At 37.7% G+C, this 22,859-nt stretch carries 12 protein-coding genes and 1 CRISPR repeat array; of the genes, 2 read left to right on the top strand and 10 right to left on the bottom strand.

Annotated features, from left to right (window positions below; translation table 11 throughout):
* Positions 1–266: 266 nt before the first annotated feature.
* Positions 267–902: a class I SAM-dependent methyltransferase gene (locus MSBRM_RS13980; protein WP_048156056.1), complete on the bottom strand. Its 636-nt coding sequence runs from the start codon at positions 900–902 to the stop codon at positions 267–269.
* 333 nt (positions 903–1,235) lie between these two features.
* Between MSBRM_RS13980 and MSBRM_RS13985 the strand changes: the two genes are divergently transcribed.
* Positions 1,236–3,011 (top strand): RNB domain-containing ribonuclease, encoded by a 1,776-nt coding sequence (locus tag MSBRM_RS13985; RefSeq protein ID WP_048121221.1) that lies wholly within the window; start codon positions 1,236–1,238, stop codon positions 3,009–3,011.
* Between the two features lie 43 nt (positions 3,012–3,054).
* Positions 3,055–11,857: direct repeats of the CRISPR family, unit length 37 nt; unit sequence GTTTCAATCCTTGTTTTAGTGGATCTTGCTCACGAAT.
* A gap of 113 nt (positions 11,858–11,970) precedes the next feature.
* On the opposite strand, the gene cas4 is transcribed toward MSBRM_RS13985, so the two are convergent.
* The 8 genes from cas4 to MSBRM_RS14025 all read right to left on the bottom strand — a co-directional run bounded on the left by cas4 (position 11,971) and on the right by MSBRM_RS14025 (position 20,362).
* Complete coding sequence (gene cas4 / locus MSBRM_RS13990; RefSeq protein WP_230628913.1) at positions 11,971–12,702, bottom strand: CRISPR-associated protein Cas4; 732 nt, start codon at positions 12,700–12,702, stop codon at positions 11,971–11,973.
* Positions 12,703–12,719: 17 nt separating this feature from the next.
* Positions 12,720–13,010: a CRISPR-associated endonuclease Cas2 gene (cas2, locus tag MSBRM_RS13995; RefSeq protein WP_048156059.1), complete on the bottom strand. Its 291-nt coding sequence runs from the start codon at positions 13,008–13,010 to the stop codon at positions 12,720–12,722.
* A gap of 119 nt (positions 13,011–13,129) precedes the next feature.
* On the bottom strand, positions 13,130–14,101 hold the full coding sequence (cas1, locus tag MSBRM_RS14000) for a CRISPR-associated endonuclease Cas1 (protein ID WP_048156060.1): 972 nt from the start codon (positions 14,099–14,101) through the stop codon (positions 13,130–13,132).
* On the bottom strand, positions 14,089–14,745 hold the full coding sequence (locus tag MSBRM_RS14005) for a CRISPR-associated endonuclease Cas6 (protein ID WP_048156064.1): 657 nt from the start codon (positions 14,743–14,745) through the stop codon (positions 14,089–14,091). The genes cas1 and MSBRM_RS14005 overlap by 13 nt, the downstream gene beginning before the upstream one ends.
* Positions 14,746–14,754: 9 nt before the next feature.
* On the bottom strand, positions 14,755–17,154 hold the full coding sequence (cas3, locus tag MSBRM_RS14010; RefSeq protein ID WP_218104630.1) for a CRISPR-associated helicase Cas3': 2,400 nt from the start codon (positions 17,152–17,154) through the stop codon (positions 14,755–14,757).
* On the bottom strand, positions 17,126–17,806 hold the full coding sequence (gene cas5b / locus MSBRM_RS14015; protein ID WP_048156069.1) for a type I-B CRISPR-associated protein Cas5b: 681 nt from the start codon (positions 17,804–17,806) through the stop codon (positions 17,126–17,128). Before cas5b ends, cas3 begins: the two co-directional genes overlap by 29 nt.
* 18 nt (positions 17,807–17,824) lie before the next feature.
* Entirely contained in the window at positions 17,825–18,700 is an 876-nt protein-coding gene (cas7b, locus tag MSBRM_RS14020; protein WP_048156070.1) for a type I-B CRISPR-associated protein Cas7/Csh2, read from the bottom strand.
* Entirely contained in the window at positions 18,701–20,362 is a 1,662-nt protein-coding gene (locus MSBRM_RS14025; RefSeq protein ID WP_048156075.1) for a TIGR02556 family CRISPR-associated protein, read from the bottom strand. It abuts the gene before it with no gap.
* 313 nt (positions 20,363–20,675) lie between these two features.
* Here MSBRM_RS14025 and csa3 point away from each other — a divergent pair, with 313 nt between their 5' ends.
* Positions 20,676–21,278 (top strand): CRISPR-associated CARF protein Csa3, encoded by a 603-nt coding sequence (gene csa3 / locus MSBRM_RS14030; RefSeq protein ID WP_048156077.1) that lies wholly within the window; start codon positions 20,676–20,678, stop codon positions 21,276–21,278.
* Positions 21,279–21,967: 689 nt separating this feature from the next.
* Here csa3 and MSBRM_RS14035 read toward each other — a convergent pair.
* Complete coding sequence (locus MSBRM_RS14035; RefSeq protein WP_048156080.1) at positions 21,968–22,690, bottom strand: DNA alkylation repair protein; 723 nt, start codon at positions 22,688–22,690, stop codon at positions 21,968–21,970.
* Positions 22,691–22,859 lie beyond the last annotated feature (169 nt).

Below are 22,859 nucleotides of genomic sequence, written 5' to 3' on the forward strand. Positions count from 1 at the left end.
TCAAAAAATCAAAAAATATTTAATAATTAAGTGTTAAAAAATATGAGCCTTCTAATTATATGCTCTATCCTTCTATATGATCTATCCTTCTATGATCTATCCTTCTATGATCTATCCTTCTATGATCTATCCTTCTATATGATCTATCCTTCTATGATCTATCCTTCTATATGATCTATCCTTCTATGATCTATCCTTCTATATGATCTATCCTTCTATGATCTATCCTTCTATATGATCTATCCATCCGGCGCACTACAAAAGCATTAGCTACTTTTTTCTCCTATACAACACATCCAGTTTTTATTTTCTACCAGATGTGTTTGTATATTTACGTATCCGGCTTTTTTTAATAATTCATCCAGTTCTTGCGGTGTATGTAGTTTAAGATTACCAGCCTTTACATACGGGTCATTTCTGTCCTTAAAGCTCTGGCTGGCATACATTTCGTTAAGTATCATAATCCTGCCGGAAGGTTTTAAAACCCTTTTTATTTCAGAAAAGTTTTCAATAAGGTTGGGCCAGAAATAAACAGTTTCAACCGCCAGTGCCAAGTCAAATTTATTATTCTCAAAAGGAATTTTTTCTACACTTGCGTAATGTATCTCAACTTTACCGCTGTCTATTAATTCTTTGTTAAATTCGATAGACCAGTTTACACAGTCAGTAGAATAGTCTATTCCAAAAACTTTTCCTTCAGGTGCAAGTAAAGCCAACCTGCTTACTGTTCTGCCTCCACCGCATCCAATATCTAAAATTACACTATCCCGCTTAATGTTTATTTTTCCCAAGCCCCAGCTTGTCAGCTCATAATGGTTGATATTCATTTCATCCGCAACTAGTTTACCTACCTCTCCGGCAGGCTTTCTACATTGATTCAACTTTCTAGAAAGTTCGCTCATAACTAACTCCTTATAATTCCTAATAGATAAAATATATACTAATTCATTTTCATTAAAAAAATCAGTATATTGTTTCAATTTTTGATTTAATGGATCTTGCTCTCGAATATTTCAATTTTCATCTATCTCAACTCTATCGAGTTTCAATCCCTATTTTGGTGGATCTTGCTCTCCCAGATCTGGAATAATTTGCCACGATAGAACAATATTTCCCTTTTCGTCACTTCGGCGCAGCAGAAACAATGACTCATAAATAAAGGTTTCTCTTACTATTTTGTATCAACCAATATACATATAAGGAGATCATACCCAATTTTGCATCTAAGTGGTACTATGCCAGATATGTTAAGAGGCATTACGATCGATGACGTGACAACCCAAGATATGGATGATGCAATCTGGGTGGAAATCACGGAAAACGGCGGCTTGCACGTCTTAGTTATGATCACGGATGTCGCAAAGGTAATTTCCAAGCACTCAGAGCTTGATAAGCTTGCAATGTCTCGGATCGAGACCAGATATTATGCAAACGGTAATAGCCCGATGTTACCCCGGCAGCTGGCAGACGAGAAGCTTTCCCTGTGGCCAGGAGAGTTGAAAGATGTTCTCGCCGTGGATATTGCCCTCGGCATGAACTTGTCAATCCTAAAAACACGGCTTTTGCGGACTGTTATGATCAGCGAAGCCCGACTAGCTTTTTCTGATGTCACCCGCATTCTCTCTGATAGAGAGCACACGCATCACGCCCTCATTAAGCTCGCAAGCCAGCTTGCAAACGATCTTTTAACGCAGCGCCGCAACCGTGGAGCGCTGGCATTCTATGATTTGGGACGGGGACTGGTGACAAATGAAGAAGGATCTATAAAGCAATTGAGACGCAGGGAGGATACCATCGGCTATGTCATCATCCAGGAGCTGATGATTCTCGCTAATATGGCCGTAGCAGAATATGCAGTCAAAAACGATATCCCTATCCTTTTCCGTAACCATACAGCCCGGAGCGCCACCCCTGAGCGAGGGGACTTAATGAAGTTGCTCGAAAGCGTCACTGTAATCCCCGAGGTAAACATAGCTACTGTCAGACATACCACGTACATGATGCTCAACAGAGCGGAATACGGCCCAGTTATCCTGGGCCATTTCGGACTGAACCTAGGTGCCTATACCCATTTTACCTCGCCCATCCGAAGGTATGCTGATCTTGTGAATCACCAACAGATCCGGGCGCACATCCAGAATGAACCCTTGCCCCATTCTAAAGAAGAGATTCAGGCAATTGCATCGCATATCAACCTGATGCATCTTGAAAACGACAAGGCTAAAAGTGAGTACATGAAGGAAAAGGCGTATAGAAAAGCTGAATCTGCCATCCTGAGAAATCGGATAGATAGTACGAGCGATACAGACTTCGAACGCATCACCAAACTCCTTATCCGCAAAGAGGATGACTGTCCTGAGGCCTACTACGATGCATTCCGGAGACGCCTTGGCAAGCTGCCGATCATCTGTGCTGAGCTAGTACTATTGCAAGCTCCTGATGGCAAAAGATGGACTGAGCTTAAAAGAGCATTGCTGGAGGAAATTGCAACTGCACCTCACAAGGCAGTCTCGATCTTCAATATCGCACAGCATATACCGGGCTGGCAGATGCCAGTATACAAAGTGACCAACACGATTCGTGGTAACTTACCGGTATTCGCTGCCCAGAGCGCTATCAGAGTAAATAATATAGAGTACCGGTCTGCCGTATACGAGGACTTGACAAAGAAAGGAGCGACTCAGCGGGCATCCGTAGACCTGCTAGCTGCTGTCCTGGGCTTACCAGTTCCAGACTTGAAGACCAAGATAATAGATTTGCCGGCCAGTAATGAAGAAGTGACGATTAACATGTCAAAAGACCCTATTTTTGCCTTGCAGGAATATTGTCAGGCAAAGAAACTTCCCTTACCGGCTTATTCGTTTAAGGCGGAAGGGCCTACCTGCAAACCTATTTTCACCTGTACCTGCACCTTTGGCTCCTCAACCAGCACCGGACAGGCAGGAAAAAAGCAGAGGGCCAAACGGCTAGCGGCTAGAGAAATGATATACACTTTAGTGTCCGGGAATTAATACCGAGTTCGAGACTTTAGTGAGAAGCACCTTGGTTCTTTTAGTTTCAATCCTTGTTTTAGTGGATCTTGCTCACGAATTTTGTCGCCCGATTACTTTTTTGTGTTATTTGGTAATTTTGGTGTTTCAATCCTTGTTTTAGTGGATCTTGCTCACGAATATCTGATATTCATTATAAAACAGACTCCTCTAATTTTGTTTCAATCCTTGTTTTAGTGGATCTTGCTCACGAATCTCAGAGGGTACAGCTTTCGGTTTGACTCCTTCAGGGTTTCAATCCTTGTTTTAGTGGATCTTGCTCACGAATAGTATCTGCCTCAAACGGACAGAAAAAATTAGTATTGTTTCAATCCTTGTTTTAGTGGATCTTGCTCACGAATATAATAGACTCGTGCCCATACGTTCTTTATTATAAGTTTCAATCCTTGTTTTAGTGGATCTTGCTCACGAATTCATAATCTAGAATTTTGCGTTGAATATAAAGATCTATGTTTCAATCCTTGTTTTAGTGGATCTTGCTCACGAATCTGCCTTGCCATAGGGCAGCCGTGACAGTGTCAGGTTTCAATCCTTGTTTTAGTGGATCTTGCTCACGAATGCCTAGACGTAGAATCGACATCCCTTTAGAGAATATGTTTCAATCCTTGTTTTAGTGGATCTTGCTCACGAATTAGGGCCGGTGTTGGGAAAGTCTGCATCCTGGTCTCGTTTCAATCCTTGTTTTAGTGGATCTTGCTCACGAATATCAGTTTCGTTTTTTTGTTTTATTCATTACTTAGGTTTCAATCCTTGTTTTAGTGGATCTTGCTCACGAATAATATGTGATAATGCAATTGATTGATATTGATTTGTTTCAATCCTTGTTTTAGTGGATCTTGCTCACGAATAAAAAGGTCGCTCGGGCTTACGATACGCATTATTTGTTTCAATCCTTGTTTTAGTGGATCTTGCTCACGAATAATTGAACAGTAGTTACATTTGCAGTCATGTATGTTTCAATCCTTGTTTTAGTGGATCTTGCTCACGAATCTGGAGATGAAAAAAGGCGCATTCTGGAACTTTGGTGTTTCAATCCTTGTTTTAGTGGATCTTGCTCACGAATCAGTTAAACAATATCATTGATGTACTCACCGATGGTTTCAATCCTTGTTTTAGTGGATCTTGCTCACGAATTTTTTATAAAATTCTATCAAATTTTTAAGGGGAGGGTGGTTTCAATCCTTGTTTTAGTGGATCTTGCTCACGAATGCAATCCCAGGAAATCCAAATGTATATCTAATCTTGTTTCAATCCTTGTTTTAGTGGATCTTGCTCACGAATTTTTGCAAAAGAGCACTTCGTGAAACAATTAACACTGTTTCAATCCTTGTTTTAGTGGATCTTGCTCACGAATACCTTTTTATAGATATATCCACGCTCCGCTACCAGTTTCAATCCTTGTTTTAGTGGATCTTGCTCACGAATACAGCGGCCTTGTTGGGGCACTCCTGAAGACATTCAGAAATGTTTCAATCCTTGTTTTAGTGGATCTTGCTCACGAATCATAAGATGATCTAATTCAGATTCGAGAGACATTATGTTTCAATCCTTGTTTTAGTGGATCTTGCTCACGAATTTTTAATTTTTGGAGCTGAATTACATGGCTGAACCGTTGTTTCAATCCTTGTTTTAGTGGATCTTGCTCACGAATCATAAGATGATCTAATTCAGATTCGAGAGACATTATGTTTCAATCCTTGTTTTAGTGGATCTTGCTCACGAATTTTTAATTTTTGGAGCTGAATTACATGGCTGAACCGTTGTTTCAATCCTTGTTTTAGTGGATCTTGCTCACGAATCTGGTCCACCTGCGCTCCAATGTGATGTATCAAATGCAGTTTCAATCCTTGTTTTAGTGGATCTTGCTCACGAATTCTTTATAGAAGAGATCTCAAAATCCGCTGTAATCATGTTTCAATCCTTGTTTTAGTGGATCTTGCTCACGAATTAATGTATCATGCGTAATATATAATACACAATAAAAGTTTCAATCCTTGTTTTAGTGGATCTTGCTCACGAATAACAAAAATATACTCTGAAGAAGAATATATTTTATTGTTTCAATCCTTGTTTTAGTGGATCTTGCTCACGAATAATTTCCATGTAGGAAGGCAGGGAACACTATGAAATAGTTTCAATCCTTGTTTTAGTGGATCTTGCTCACGAATAGGCAGCGTTTAACAGGCCCTAAACAGGTACAGCTATTGTTTCAATCCTTGTTTTAGTGGATCTTGCTCACGAATCTTTTTCAGTAATCTTTGCATTAATATCACAAAGTTTGTGTTTCAATCCTTGTTTTAGTGGATCTTGCTCACGAATTGTGATAGGTACACGCCTAATTTCACAGTACCTATAATGTTTCAATCCTTGTTTTAGTGGATCTTGCTCACGAATCGTCACCGACGACACCTGGACAATACAAACCATCATGTTTCAATCCTTGTTTTAGTGGATCTTGCTCACGAATAAACAAAAGGGACATGGATGTTATGAGGGTATTCTGAAGTTTCAATCCTTGTTTTAGTGGATCTTGCTCACGAATATGATGAAAATGGAGAAAAAACATGAAACTGTCAAGTTTCAATCCTTGTTTTAGTGGATCTTGCTCACGAATAAGATTCTTGGATCTGTGGAGCTTGTGCAGTCATTGTTTCAATCCTTGTTTTAGTGGATCTTGCTCACGAATTTCAAGAACAGAAGCTATAGACATATACGACCACAGTTTCAATCCTTGTTTTAGTGGATCTTGCTCACGAATACGGAGAAGTTGAAATTATTGAAAAGGAAATGGTGGTTTCAATCCTTGTTTTAGTGGATCTTGCTCACGAATCCTTCTAAAAGCCATGAGAGAAGGCAAGAAAACTCAAAGTTTCAATCCTTGTTTTAGTGGATCTTGCTCACGAATTCTCCCAATTCTCAGCCAGTACGTCCCATCCAGACAGGTTTCAATCCTTGTTTTAGTGGATCTTGCTCACGAATACGATGAAACTTGAGAGACCTCAACTTATTATACGAAGTTTCAATCCTTGTTTTAGTGGATCTTGCTCACGAATTTATTGTTTTTATTTATTTGTTGTAATATTGTAGGTTTCAATCCTTGTTTTAGTGGATCTTGCTCACGAATTGTAAGTATCACGGAAAGAGAATTTACACGGAGATAACACAAGTTTCAATCCTTGTTTTAGTGGATCTTGCTCACGAATCTTTACCAGTACTTTTGAGCAGTCCGGTTTTATAGTTTCAATCCTTGTTTTAGTGGATCTTGCTCACGAATTGATATCAAAGGGAAGCGTACCGGTCACGACACTAGTTTCAATCCTTGTTTTAGTGGATCTTGCTCACGAATAAACAGAATCAGAGCACCGGCAAAGTTCCTGTGACGTTTCAATCCTTGTTTTAGTGGATCTTGCTCACGAATTGTGTTAATCCAAAAAATCATACAGGTATTCCCTGGGTTTCAATCCTTGTTTTAGTGGATCTTGCTCACGAATGCCAGGTTTTACCGTGCCTGCAATTTCTTCAAGACACAGTTTCAATCCTTGTTTTAGTGGATCTTGCTCACGAATTACCCAATAGCACCAAAGAAGACTCGGAGGTAATATGTTTCAATCCTTGTTTTAGTGGATCTTGCTCACGAATCGTTTATTATTTTGGTATTTGTTTCAATATTGGTTATGTTTCAATCCTTGTTTTAGTGGATCTTGCTCACGAATCAACAGATTGGTGGACTTGCAGATCTATTCAAAGAGTTTCAATCCTTGTTTTAGTGGATCTTGCTCACGAATTTCGTTTATCAATTGAAAACAACCGGGCGTGTTTAAGTTTCAATCCTTGTTTTAGTGGATCTTGCTCACGAATTTTCTGGCAATGCTCGTTACTGCATACCCAAGGCTCTAGTTTCAATCCTTGTTTTAGTGGATCTTGCTCACGAATAACTGCAGGAGGAAAATGATAGTAAAACCTGCGACGGGTTTCAATCCTTGTTTTAGTGGATCTTGCTCACGAATTTGATACTGGAACGCAAGCCGTTGGTGTGATGAAGTTTCAATCCTTGTTTTAGTGGATCTTGCTCACGAATATTTCACGAAATTTGGTGATTACCTCCCGGCTATGTGTTTCAATCCTTGTTTTAGTGGATCTTGCTCACGAATACTATCGAGAGACTTAATAACCATCGAAAATGGGGAAGTTTCAATCCTTGTTTTAGTGGATCTTGCTCACGAATCAGAGGATTGTGAGTTAAAATTTGTTTGGAGAATAGTTTCAATCCTTGTTTTAGTGGATCTTGCTCACGAATCATCCCCCAACTTAGCCCATCAAAACCAAGATCTCTGTTTCAATCCTTGTTTTAGTGGATCTTGCTCACGAATTTTTTAAAGTCGAAGTGAAAAATATAGATGTGTTAAGTTTCAATCCTTGTTTTAGTGGATCTTGCTCACGAATCTTTTTTCCATATGCTTTACTGGTTGCCACACTGTTGTTTCAATCCTTGTTTTAGTGGATCTTGCTCACGAATAGTTAGACTTAAACAATTTTATACGGGTCTTTTTTAGTTTCAATCCTTGTTTTAGTGGATCTTGCTCACGAATCAAACCGTTTTTTTTTGCGGCAACCCAGATAAGTATTGTTTCAATCCTTGTTTTAGTGGATCTTGCTCACGAATCCATCGAATCTCTGGTAACTGTTACACCGTCCATTTCGTTTCAATCCTTGTTTTAGTGGATCTTGCTCACGAATTTCTGCCCTATCTAGAGTCGCGAGACAATTGGGTGTTAGTTTCAATCCTTGTTTTAGTGGATCTTGCTCACGAATATAGTTTCGACAACATCTTCAAAATGCTTCAATTTTTGTTTCAATCCTTGTTTTAGTGGATCTTGCTCACGAATCGGCACAATTCGAAAATGGATTGTATTCAGGAACAAGTTTCAATCCTTGTTTTAGTGGATCTTGCTCACGAATGATCTTTATTCCTTTGCTATATAGAAACCCAGTGAGTTTCAATCCTTGTTTTAGTGGATCTTGCTCACGAATTGCTATGCAGGAAGTTTCAAATAGGTTGTTCATGGAGTTTCAATCCTTGTTTTAGTGGATCTTGCTCACGAATCTTCAGGCGGCCCCAGTGTTCAGGGATGGGGTATATAGTTTCAATCCTTGTTTTAGTGGATCTTGCTCACGAATAACAGGCACGCTCGCAAATACCGATTTTAGTCAAGCGGGTTTCAATCCTTGTTTTAGTGGATCTTGCTCACGAATCTTGAAATTAATCAAATCGAAGAACATCGTAAGATGTGTTTCAATCCTTGTTTTAGTGGATCTTGCTCACGAATTTTTGATTGTGTGTTTGAAGGGGGAGAAAATGAAGCCGGTTTCAATCCTTGTTTTAGTGGATCTTGCTCACGAATAGAGACAACGGAGGTGTAACGTGGATAAATTCAAAGTTTCAATCCTTGTTTTAGTGGATCTTGCTCACGAATATTATCAAGTATAGAGGCAGACACATCAACTTCTAAGTTTCAATCCTTGTTTTAGTGGATCTTGCTCACGAATCAGGCCAACTGGAAACAGTGTTTAGGCTGAGAATGTTTCAATCCTTGTTTTAGTGGATCTTGCTCACGAATAACTTGGTTTGATGATTGATAAATCATGATGATAAGTTTCAATCCTTGTTTTAGTGGATCTTGCTCACGAATTGATAAAATTATTGCAGAAATTAACAAGAGGTGTGCAGTTTCAATCCTTGTTTTAGTGGATCTTGCTCACGAATGAGCCAATGTGTGGGGTTTCTTTGTCGAATTTCAGCTGTTTCAATCCTTGTTTTAGTGGATCTTGCTCACGAATCCATCACAAAAACGATGAATGCAGAATACAACACGTTTCAATCCTTGTTTTAGTGGATCTTGCTCACGAATAAAAGTCAGGGTCCACAGCACAGGCCGCCCCTAGAGGTTTCAATCCTTGTTTTAGTGGATCTTGCTCACGAATAATCAATTACACCACCAACTATATTTTTAATTGAAGTTTCAATCCTTGTTTTAGTGGATCTTGCTCACGAATTGTAGCGAATCTTCAGACTATGATACGTAATCAGAAGTTTCAATCCTTGTTTTAGTGGATCTTGCTCACGAATTGTTGTATATTTTACTTTAATATTTTTGTGGAGAAAGTTTCAATCCTTGTTTTAGTGGATCTTGCTCACGAATTTTCAATTCAGAACGCATTTCATCAATCAGAGATATGTTTCAATCCTTGTTTTAGTGGATCTTGCTCACGAATAAATATGCTGGATATCTCTCGAATACGATGGTCCAGTTTCAATCCTTGTTTTAGTGGATCTTGCTCACGAATTTTGATCTAATGATCAGTTTGTTACAACAAACCGTGTTTCAATCCTTGTTTTAGTGGATCTTGCTCACGAATCCGAAAATACAATATTATTGTATCGAGTAGGTGATTGTTTCAATCCTTGTTTTAGTGGATCTTGCTCACGAATATAATCACTTATATTAGTCAATCCATTTATTGTGTTTCAATCCTTGTTTTAGTGGATCTTGCTCACGAATACCTGGAATAATCAATGGAGTATACGTGATGGGTTTCAATCCTTGTTTTAGTGGATCTTGCTCACGAATGTTTGGATTATACCAGGAAATTCATTATTAGTTATGTTTCAATCCTTGTTTTAGTGGATCTTGCTCACGAATCTACCAACTGCTAAATCAAGAACATCTTTAACAGAGTTTCAATCCTTGTTTTAGTGGATCTTGCTCACGAATTGGATTTTTATTAAAATCAAAAAACGAAGATAATGATGTTTCAATCCTTGTTTTAGTGGATCTTGCTCACGAATTGTTACTTTAAATCCTTTCAGTGGTGGATATGCTTGATGTTTCAATCCTTGTTTTAGTGGATCTTGCTCACGAATGGTCGACAACAAAGCTTTGAATGAAGAAAAACTCATGTTTCAATCCTTGTTTTAGTGGATCTTGCTCACGAATAAATAATGCATCTATCTTCTAAGATATCAATCCTGTTTCAATCCTTGTTTTAGTGGATCTTGCTCACGAATTTTGTATTAGGTTATACCGAATCATGGATTGCAGATCCATCTAGTTTCAATCCTTGTTTTAGTGGATCTTGCTCACGAATCAGACTCTGCTGGAACAATTTCAGTTGAATTATCAGTTTCAATCCTTGTTTTAGTGGATCTTGCTCACGAATATTTTTTAGATCGTTATGCTGAGTGGATTGAACATATGTTTCAATCCTTGTTTTAGTGGATCTTGCTCACGAATTGTACACGGAGTTGAATATGCATGTACAGATATTGAGTTTCAATCCTTGTTTTAGTGGATCTTGCTCACGAATATGAAAAGTTTAGGACTTAATGAAGAAGAATAGTTTCAATCCTTGTTTTAGTGGATCTTGCTCACGAATATATATAGCAGGACAGGATTATCCTGGTGAAATGTTTCAATCCTTGTTTTAGTGGATCTTGCTCACGAATATCCTAGAGTAGTTGTGTGGGGTTTAACAAGTGGTAGTTTCAATCCTTGTTTTAGTGGATCTTGCTCACGAATCTTGTACAAACAAGATTGACGAATATTGTAAAGTTGTTTCAATCCTTGTTTTAGTGGATCTTGCTCACGAATAAAAAAGGTATTGGTCGCTTAAATGTCGATAGAAGTTTCAATCCTTGTTTTAGTGGATCTTGCTCACGAATTCTAACCCTCTTTTTTTTGGGTCCATGACTAGATGTTTCAATCCTTGTTTTAGTGGATCTTGCTCACGAATGCAGACCCTAAAGGCGGTTCACTCTGGGAAATAAAGTTTCAATCCTTGTTTTAGTGGATCTTGCTCACGAATTATCATATACAATATCATCCGAAGACGACGGAGAAAGTTTCAATCCTTGTTTTAGTGGATCTTGCTCACGAATAAGCGTCAACCCTAGCTGGAAAATCGACCTGAATTAGTTTCAATCCTTGTTTTAGTGGATCTTGCTCACGAATAATAACTCTTTCTGCTCATCTCACCAGTCATACAAGTTTCAATCCTTGTTTTAGTGGATCTTGCTCACGAATCTGGTGGCAAAGTATTGATGATGGGTGGAACATTTTGTTTCAATCCTTGTTTTAGTGGATCTTGCTCACGAATTCTTTTTATTCTACCCGTTCTAAGCTTCAATATGTTTCAATCCTTGTTTTAGTGGATCTTGCTCACGAATGTAACACATACTCCGGAGTTAGAGACCCCTTTATAAGTTTCAATCCTTGTTTTAGTGGATCTTGCTCACGAATTTATACGCCATGCGGACTTAAAAACGACAATATGTTTCAATCCTTGTTTTAGTGGATCTTGCTCACGAATCGCGGAACAGTTAGGCGTATCTATGGCCGATGTCGGGTTTCAATCCTTGTTTTAGTGGATCTTGCTCACGAATACAGTAAATGACATTCCAAGAAAACCTATGTAAAACCAGTTTCAATCCTTGTTTTAGTGGATCTTGCTCACGAATAGCAGGAACGGAGGCTTAATATGCCTCCAATAGATTTGTTTCAATCCTTGTTTTAGTGGATCTTGCTCACGAATAATAAATCATACAGGCAGTAATGCCTACGAATCAGGGTTTCAATCCTTGTTTTAGTGGATCTTGCTCACGAATTAAGTGGTCTTTACCAGAGTCTATAAGAGCCTTTATGTTTCAATCCTTGTTTTAGTGGATCTTGCTCACGAATCTCATTTAGTAGAGCGATTTCAAGTGGGAAATTTGGTTTCAATCCTTGTTTTAGTGGATCTTGCTCACGAATAGGGCAAAATTTTCCGTTATTTGGCTAGAAAAGCCCTGAAATGAGCCCTTTTTTGGGGCTAAAATTCTTGCTGGAAAATTATCAAACCCTTTATAAATACAAGAAAAATCTCTTCATACGCAGATATTCCTGTAACAGCAATCTACGCATTTTCTAGATGATTTGGTAGTTTTGGGATATAAGCCTTTTTGAACGATATCGAGTATTTCCCCAATAATTTTCTCAGCTTTTTTGAAATCAGAAGTAGTAATTTTCATTTCTTTAACCAGACTGTTGCTTCTGGTGAAACAGATATAAGCACGGTTTACTTCAATATTATAGTTTTCCCGGATCAAAAGAGCCTGCAAAACCAGCTGAAACTTATAGGTTTTAAAAATCTTGTCTTTATACTCAGCAAATTTATATTCAAGAGGAGCAGCAGTCCCGTCTTCAAGAAAAAGTACTTCATCTACTATTCCCTTTATATGATGCTGTTTTGAAGCAATGAATACGTCTCTCTCTTTCCTTATACAGTTAAGTTTCTTCCTCACGTAATCCCTGTTGGTTAGTTTCCTTGTTTCATGGACCTCGCGGCCTTTAATAACCTTGAACCTTTTCTCTTCATGCTGGGAAATGTCGAGACAGTACATATAGTAGATAAAGCGAGAGCAAAAAAGGTATTCAAGCACATCTGAAATTCGGATTATTGATTCAGAATCGTTTTCAGACTCAGGTTCAATGTATGTCTCTTCTTCATTCTCGGAATCATTTTCAGGAGCTATATTTTTTTTACAACCGGTTTCAACCCGCTGATCACTTCCCGCACACTCAGAAGAGCTACCTTCTTTGAGAGCAAAATTCGTCATACTTCTTACCTCAAAACTCAGAAGAATTTGGTAATCACTTCATCACTGACAAGCTCTTTATCAAAAGCCTGGCCGAGCAGCTGGACTTTCTTGAATGACTGCTCATCCATTGGAAAAATATACACAGAATCACGTTCAATGTCAATCAGTTCTTCACATTCAAGACCCAGAGAGTCTCTGTCATTCGTATTTAAGTCTCCCAGAAAAACACTTTTCTGAACTCTATAAAGCCCATAGCTCTTACAGCGATCACTTACTTTCTGGCGAACCCTGTTCTCCGTAATGTCATATATTACCCAGACAAGCAAACCCAAACTCCTCCATTCTTATTTTCAACCGAATCACTTTCCGGCTTTCTCAAATCAATAAGTTTCTACTTTCTCGAATCAATAAGTTACTGAGTGCCGGTCTTATCGCATTGAAACTTTCATTTCCCGATAAGGTTATTTGCAATCCTGTGGCAGTCAAACTGGATTGTATTTCCAATTTTGATGTTCCTTCCCCTGTAGCTTATTTCTTTATCAAAAGTTTCATTGACAGCCTGGATAAGAACGGCTTTACCTTCTTTGTTAAGAGTCATGCCATTGGGAATTTCATCAAAAAAGTTGTCTGAAACCTGTTTTTTTGAAAAAAGGTTGAAAACTGTCCTGTCAATGTGGATGCGGTACATTTCTATCAGGTCAAACACAAAAGATTTCTTGTTATAGTCGTCTGTGTGGTTAAAACCAACATAAGGGTCAAGCCCTGCTATAATGCATGCTTTTTCCACTTTTGAATATAAAACCCCATATCCATAATTCAAAAGGCAATTGAACCCATCTTTTGCAGGGTTTCGACTTCGACCATTGAATTTCCACCTGTCAGGCAAAAGAAAACTCAAAGCCTCAAAATAGTGCCTGGAAGCCATTCCCTCAAGGCCCATTATTTTTCCCCGCATCTCGTCAAGTTTTCCTTCAAGTGCTTCAAGCTGGGATTTCATGTCTTCCATTCCGGAAATGTAGTCGTCAAGTTCGTCTTTCTGATCAGGCCTGTTCTTTTTGAGGTCTTTCAAAAAAAGGATCTGGCTGTCAATCTTCTGCTCTATCCAGCCTTTTGCAAGCCTGAACCCTTCGGGCTCGTCTGAGATTTCAAGCTGCCTTCTTCTTATGTAGGTTGTGCTCCCGAGTTTTGAGTGCCAGACCCGCCCGAATGGATCGCCAAAATTGTCCAGAAAAACGATATCGATATTGTTTTCGACTGCAAATTTGATGGCATCGGTTGTTATTGTTGCAGAAGTTGTAATCAAAATGCTGTCAACTTTCTTTTCAGAGACCTCGAAGGTCTTATCGTCAACTTTTACAAAAAAGCAGTTGTTCTGCTTTTTTAGAAATGAACCGCGGGTGTTGATTACAAGCTGCATCTTTTCACCGTTCCAAAACCGCGAGATACGGATTTTCCAAGACCGAAATAGTCGGGGAGATTAAAATTGGATTTGAACCCACCTTTAAAACCAGCCATTTTTTTACCTTTGAAATTTACTCTGATTGGTTTGACATCCAACTTAACTCTAATTTTATCTTCAATCCGGCAATCCAGGTATTTAGCCATGGACAGTATGTTTCCGATCAAAATTTTTGTTAATAATTCGTCTTTCTCTATTTCGTCTGCAGCATTATAATTGTCTATGTTTTTTTGATTCAATGCAAACCATGGAGTTTTAAAAACATATTCCTGAATCTCTTTGGTGACACCAAAAAAAATGGATTCAGTGTTTATTTCTGCTCTTTCAAGACAAAACCGGGTACCCTCAATATTTATTTCCTCCTCACAAATGCCAATATCCAGAATAAGGTTTGCACCTTCTCCCAATCCCACAAGAGTAGGTATGCCATCAATGACTTTGTACTGGACTAAAGGGTACCTGTAAATAGGTCCTTTTTCTCCATGATTATGCATGAGCTCTTCAAAAGAGTATTTTTTTGCAAAAAAACCTCTGAGTTTTGAACCGTCACGCATATGGAGCCGAACATCCGGATATTGTACGCAGCTGTAATTTATATGCAAAAAAACACCTCAAAAAATTTCAATGCTTTGTGTGTCTGAAATAATACCCTTATCTTCTGAATAAAGTTGTCTGGTACCTCGGGTCATTGGAAGATATTCAACATCAAATCCTTTTATTTCCTGAAGATCGTCACGAATTTCCGAATAAGTTTTTTCGTTAATGGATATTCGATATTGATTCAACTGACGGAACAGGTTTTTGATTTCAAAACTATATTCCCATGGGTTCTTAGACGCTTTTTCTTTCTTTTTGATATCCCTGAGTTTTTCAATAATTTGAGAACATTCTGGGTCCGCTTCGATAATTATGTCTCTTTTAAAGGCATAGTCCTTTTTAATCAACTCAAAAGAATCTCTTAGCTTTCTTAAATCGAAATTCTCCACATCTTCGAGCATTTCTTTGGAGATATCATGACTAACCTTTTCAATTATCTTCTTCGCATAAGTTTCATTCAAGAAATAGATCTCTTTTTCCTGGATTACCTCTTTATTTTCAAGAATGTCCAGAGTTATATCGGTCAAAAATACCGGGTATATATAATTATGAAAATAAGCATCTGTTTTTTCATGTTTTAGCCTATATACATGAACTTCACCGGGTTCCTGACCAACTCCATTTCTGTTAGCTCTTCCTGCAGTTTGGTTTATCGAACTGAGAGGTGAAAAGTCCCTGTAAACGACATCAAGGTCAATATCAACACCAGCTTCTATTAACTGTGTCGAAACAACAACTAATTTTTCAGGACTATTTTTTATGAAATTGATCTTTTCAAGCCTTGCTTTTGGATATATTTCGGTTGAAAGATATAGACAGGTTCTGCCAGTATTTTCTTGAAGAAATTCAAATATTTCCTTTGAAGACTTGATTGTATTAAGTACAATCAAAAAACTTTTTTCTTCCCGATCCTCGATGTCTTCAAGTAGTATATTTTTGAACTCATCCAGCGATTCTTCCTCATGAATGTGGTTGCAAATCTTTATTCTGTTAAGCTTTTCAAAATAAGTTTTCTTCCCAGGTACAAGCTCATGAGTGCCTACTAAAAAAGGCATCGTTGCGGTTACAAAAATGAACCTTGTATTATATTTCCTTGCCAGTAATTCAAAAAATTTCCTTATTACGGGATAATATTTTTCATCTACTGCCTGTATTTCATCGAGAATAATGATTGAATTCGTGAGACGATGAAAACGATGTGCTATGGAATTATTTCCTAACTTAAAAACAGTATTGAACAACTGTACGAAGGTAGTCGTTATAATTTTGCTTTGCCAATTATCATAACAAAACCTGGCATCATAATTTTTGTATTCTTTTTCATCAGATTCATATTTTATTTCAGAAAGAGAGTGATGCTTTAGGATTTCTGTATCCTTTGGTTCTTCATTACCTTGATTAAATTTTATGATGTTTAGTAATTCATCATAATTTTGATCGATTATACTCATATAAGGAAGAGAATATATAACTCGTGATTCGTTGCCATAAAGTCTCTCAAGTTTGTCGGCTAGGTAAAGGGCTGAATAATATGCAAGAAATGTTTTCCCGGATCCCGTTGGGACATTGATCGAAAAAAAGTAATCGGAATTCAAATCAACAAGAGCAAGTTCTTTTTTTATTTCCTCAAATATCTCGTCTCTCATCTGGAATATTTGAGAATCTGCAATTGCCTCATTCTTAGATAAGAGATTGAAGCGTATATGATCCTTATATTTTTCAACAAACCAGCTTGGTTTTTGGGCCGGCAACTTTGGGGACTCGGAGATCAACTGCATTTTGTCTGCAGTAAGTAGGAGGGAATAAACATAATTGAAATCTAAAGTATCTTCTATTGAAAACTTATTTAATTGCCACCTGCTACGAAAATGCTTTTTTATTTTTTTGATATCCCTCTCATTGATAAATTCAAAAAAATCATTTAGATCTAAATCATAAATCTTTTCGAGCTCAATCTGACTATATTTCTTAATATCCCGTATCTGCTCCTCAATTATATTATAATTATCTGTTAGATTGAATTCATCCCGAGCATCTTTTACACTCCCATGATGGCGCTTTACAATTAAGTAACCAAAAAGCTTGTATTCTTCTGGAAGCCACCAGTATGCAAAAATGGCAGATAAAAGAGAATGATTCTTATTTGGCCCAAAGTGTTGATCTTTTCCCCTGTACTCTCCTTTTTCTTTCGCTTCATGATATGCAAGATATTCCTGAAAAAAGGAAGTTGCCTTCCCAAAATCATGTGCCATGCAGATTTTTCTTATAATATCTTGCTTTCCCCCGTTTTTATTCTGAGAGGCATAAATATCAGTTGCTATGATTGTAACTCCTTCCAGGTGATCCTTTAGCAACTGATGTGGATGCGACTTTAAAGTAAAACCATCATTCGAAGAAGAAAACGGCATTTCCATCAATTCCGTATATATCTCTTTTTAACTTGCCAATTAATGAGCAGGCTTTACCTTCTCTGAAAGCAAATAATACTTTTTCATAACCTGTATACTCTCTTTTTTCGTTGTTGCAAACAGGAATATTGTCTGTAAATATGTGGTAATCAGAGTGCTGTATATTTATGAAACGGGAGGGAATTATGCTCTCCACGCTGTTTGCACCGTTTATTATTTCTGTATCGCATCGAGTTTCATAACTGAGTTTTGCAATATATTCACTTACCCCCAGATAGGGCGTAAATACAGGTTTTTGCTTTTTTAGCCTCTCCTCAAGTTCATCGAGCTTATCTGGAAGCCACGAAACAAATATTCTGTACTCTGGACCTCTTAGAAATTCGGCATTTACTGGAAAACTGAACAGGTCTCTTTCCGCTTTCATACTCACTAATTTCAGAGTCTGCATATCTTTACGAACTGGAGAAAGAACTTGGATGCCGATTTTCAAATTGGAGGTTTCTTTATATAGATCTATTTTGTCGATACCCATTACCGCTCCGACAAGTCCTTTTACAGCTGGAGGGTGGATACACAAAAAAGTGAGAGCTGATGTAGTGGTATACGGTTTTCTAAATTTAGCATACTCACTTTTTGCCCTAAAAACCAAGCAATCCATTAAAGAGCGCCTCTGTTATCAAATATCAATTACCTCAAAATCATCCAGGAGATTTTCTACTTTTACACTGCCGTGCCAGTAGATACGTATGGTATCTATTGAATCTTTTTTATTTTCGTAATATTTGGCAAGTTTTTCAAGGTCAAGGGTGACCTGTGAAATATCGCGCACCTCCTCTTTGTCTGTGTCAAAATTAACATCAACATAATTGAGTTCACCATCAATCCTGTGCTCTTTGTATACGACCTCGATAAGTAACCTGGGCATCTGGTTTTTTGATGTACTCCTATAATTGATAAGTCCGTTAATTAGAGCTTTAGTGAACTCATTGAGGTCTTCTTCACTAACTTCTATTCCCTGCCTCTTTGCCGTGTTATCGTTGTAAACGGCATAAGTTTTGAAAAGTGCATAGGGAGATATGTATTTGGACCAGATTGTAGACTGGCTTTTCCCTTCCCCGCTGGAATAAGCAGAATTGCCCTGCATGAATTTTATTTCTGCGGGATTGACGGATTTGCTCCACATGACCTGCAGAGGACCTGTGATATCGTACTTGGGCTTGGTGATTACTGCACCAAACAGCCTAACATCGATATATTCACTCAGAAGGTAGGCGGGCAGGTCGTTCTCTTTTACACCGGAGTCAGTCACGATCTCTTTGATCAAACTGGTGCATGACATTACTTTTCCTGCATCATCTTTTTTTGTGCGGACAAGAACATTGTGTCCAGTTGCTTGCCACTCGTCCCTTATAAATCGCTTTATCCGAACGTCGGAAACTTCAAGCTGACCCGTAACTTCGTCATGTCTGGGTTTGTTATCATTGAGCATATCCCCGTTCGGATTTGCCATAGTGCTGTCCCATATAAGCAAATATTCTCTTGTGTTAGCCATTTATTCATCAGCTCCTTCATCATCTGCAGTATCATCTTTTGATTTCCCAATCCATTGCTGCATTCCCCAGAAAAAAATGTATTTAGCTTCGTCACTGGATAATTTTTCATCACCCCTTCCCATAAGCTCTTTTGAGGAAGAAATCAGGTCTTTTAAATATCCTTTATTCTGCACTCCATATTTGTACATCAGTTCTGAACATTGGTTTGTGAAGTAAACAAATGTCTTGAAATCGTACTTCCTTCCGAAGAAGAAATTCTTTTCAAGGTATGACTCAGTATTTTGTTTGTCGTCTCCTCCCTTGTATTTTTTAGATTCGTATACCATATTTCCATAAAGACGACCTAGCAAAAACCACGCTTTTTTCACATCACTATCAAAGAATTCTTTGTTTATTTCAAAGAACTCTTCAACATTTTCATATTTTACCATACTGTAACCTCTACCATCTTGTTCAACAAAATTCCAACCTTTGTCAAGACAACCACAATCTACAAGGAAATTATATACCCGATGGATCGTGAAGATGTTCGATTTGTATCCTGCAAAATAATCATGCTTGTATTTTCCCATTGCTCGGGAAAAGAAAAGATTCCGGTTTATTTTGTTTCCATGGAATATATTTTTCAGGAAGTTCTTAGCTTCATTCGTGTTGAAAATTTCACCTGGTTTTGAAGAATTCCCAAGTAAATTAGAGAGCACCTGCCAGATAGCTAGATGATTTCCGGATCTGGTCTTGTATTTTCTTTCAAGTTCTGCGATGGTTGTGAACCTTGAAGGCATTACATCTCTTATGTTGTAGGTTATTTTCCATTCAGATTTTCCCGCAGGAGCTGAAATGAAAAGAATATCAACATCAGTATCACATTTTCCTACCTCTTCCATGACTTCAGCTTCGTTTTCCCGAAGGTTACTAAGAAGATTTCGACCTTCTTTTACATCTCCTATATTGGAGAATTCAAAAATCATTTTGACTTCTTCATTATAATCATGAGGCAGGAATAAAATTTCACTTCCACCCCACCAGGTCTTAAGAAACGTGTCTACGTGTTGCCTTCCGAAAAGTATGTGTTGAATGCAACATTTACAGATGCCATAAGAAAGGCCATCTGTATTTGAAAAAATTCCTTTGTCATTAGTATAGCATTTATACGTAATGCTATCATACAGCGTGTCCGTGTGCTGACCACATATATGACAATTTCCGGGTGAGGATGTTTTTCTCAATCCGTTTTTTTCAATTTCATCCAGAAATTTCTGTTTCGAGATTTCGATTGGTTTTTGGTTGTTTTTCATGAAAAGTACAACAAAATTTACTCCTTCATACTCTTTAACTTTAGAATCTAGTAATTGTTTGACTTCATTGAACCTTTCAAGAGAAACGTCAATAAATTTTAATGAATCTTTGATTCTGTTATCTTTTAAAGAATCTTTTTTGACAAGGGCTCCAACAAACCAGTTACCCTGTGTATATAGCAGTCCATCCCTGAAAACTCGTTTTTCAAAATCTCTTGTATCTATAGAAACAGAATCATCGCATATATTGACATCAATAATTAATTCATAATCACCATTTTCTTCTTTTTGCCATAAATCGATCAGATCTTTTTCACCTTCAATGTCCTGGATCGTCTTCCCGATGTTGCAAATAGTTTCAATCATTATCAATCCCGCAGCAAAATCTTTTTGTGAATTGAATTTTTATTTTTTCAATAACATATTCACCGATTTCTTTCATCGCTTCGATCACAGAAATTACACCCTCTTAAAATAATACAATAAACTTGAGATTTTGTCTAGTACAATCATGTATAATTGAAATTAAACCCACGAATTATAAACTTTAAAGTTTTATAGCGAAGGTTCAATATATAAATTTCTATATAGGGTCATAATTATAAAGATTTAATATTAAGAATCAAATAGAGGTATATATTGGAAAACATCTACTCCACCCAAACAATAAATGCATTTAATGTCAAAGCTTACACTCATCTCTACAATATATTCCCTTGAGCCTGTAATCATCTGCGTGACCAGGCTTTCCCCTTCAAAAATTATACTGTTGTCAGAGGAAGGGGCACCTGAAAAGAAGGTGCAGTCTGAAGAAATGATCGAAAAAACGTTTAAAAATGCTCTCGAAGTTGAGAAAAAGTATACGTCTGTTTATGACACTGTGCGCGTAGCAAAAGACGTTTCAGAATTGATTGAACAGGAACATGCCAGTGGCAATCAGGTAATTGTAAATGTGTCTGGCGGACGAAAGCCACAAGCTTTTGGAGCGCTTTTTGGGGCGTATGCAAGAAACGATATGGTACAAAGAGTTGTGTATGTGACCGAAGAAGACAGTTTCATGATTGATTTTCCGGTGTTGAGCTTTAACCTCTCGGAAACAAAGAAATTGATACTTGAAGAGATCCAGAACGGAGTTTCTTCGGTTACCAAGATTGCGGCGACTGCCGGAATTTCTAAAGGAATGACTTACAACCATCTTCGGGAACTGAAAGCAATGGGATATATAATCGATGGGGAAAATGGATATATTATAACGGATGCGGGAAGAATCGCCTCGATTTGAGTTTAAGAACCAGGCGTAAAAATCATTTTGATTAGATCAATCAGAGAATACCTCTTATGATCAGATAAAACTTTTAACAGCCTGTTTTCTTACTATTCCCCCTGATCATTCACATTTTTTCTCAAAAAATGAAACTCAAGGCTCTTAAAAACCATGTACAGTTAAAAGAATTTTTAGAGTAAATCGAGCTTGGAAGAGCGTTATTATTAAAACGGTTAAAAGTGTTAAATTCGTATCATGGCTGGGTAAATAGAACAAAATACTTGTGAAGAGATCCTTTTAACTGTAACGTAGACCAAAATTGTGTGAATGAGCTCCTGCAGAATTGAGTTGCAGGCAGAAATACAGGAATAGAGGGGAACACCCGGGGAGTAAGGGACAAAGATACAATATGGGGGTATTGTATAGGGAAAGGACCTTACTCCCTTCTACCTATCACTTTTCGCTTATAATTTTCTAATATTTTCTCATTTTTGGATTCCTATAACATTTTGTGATTTTTGTAAAATTTTTTAGACTTACCGTGGATTTGTCTCGGATTCGTCCTTGATTAGTCCCTGATTTTCTAATATTTTCTATGATTTTTTATGATTTTTTATGATTTTCCATGATTTTCCATGATTTTCCATGATTTTCCATGGTTTTCCATGATTTACCATGATTTACCATGATTTCTCTTGGACTCAGCTTTATTTTTTCCAGTTTTTTTCCATAGCTCTGGCTCTCAAATCTGGTGGCATTTTCTCGATTGCATATCTGAGGGCGGTTCTGGGCATCTCTTTTTTGTTATTCATCACGTATTCGAAGACTTCCTGCCTATGGGATTTGCTGGCTTCTTTGAGCATCCAGCCGTAGCCTTTCTGGACCAGATCATCTCCGTCTTTGAGCAGGAGATCGGAGATTTCAAAAACCTCGTTAAGGAAATTGCCTTTTCGGGCAGGCAGGATCAGAGTTACTGCAGCCGCTCGTCTTACCCACCTGTTGTCCGACAGAGCCCAGACCTTGAGTTTTTCCACATACTCTGGGAATTTCTCTATAAAAGAGCCCACTGCATGGTTGCAGAGGGTGTCACACTTTGCCCAGTTGTTAACGTAGTTTTCAATCCAGTGCTCAAAGGTAAAGAAGTCGTCCTCAGAGTAATCATTTCTGATAAGGTAAGCCCAATCGGCTGCAATAAAGGCTTCCTCGCAGTAATCGGACCGAAAAAGTTCCTCACACAGGTCAAAGATTTCTTTTTTGTCTTCGGACTTTATTTCATTATAGTAATTTTTCGCAATTCTTCCCACAAGCGCAGACTTTACTCCATAGCAGCGGATTTCTTCTTTAAAAAAGCGAGACGAACTGGCTTTTGTTTTCTCATCAACGTTGAGGGATAGCTCCTCTCTCATCCTGGGTATAATATTGTGTTCCACAGTTTTCTATTTAATAAGAGGTGTACTTATATTTTATTTATATATATTTACATTTTATTTACATGTACAGTTCATTTATATTTAGACATAGTCATGTCGATTCTGCTTAGATATTACTTTCAAAAATTTTTAAAATGATTAGAAAGTATAAATAAAAATAGAGCCTGAA

The sequence above is a fragment of the Methanosarcina barkeri MS genome (assembly GCF_000970025.1).
In the GTDB taxonomy this organism is placed as follows: domain Archaea; phylum Halobacteriota; class Methanosarcinia; order Methanosarcinales; family Methanosarcinaceae; genus Methanosarcina; species Methanosarcina barkeri.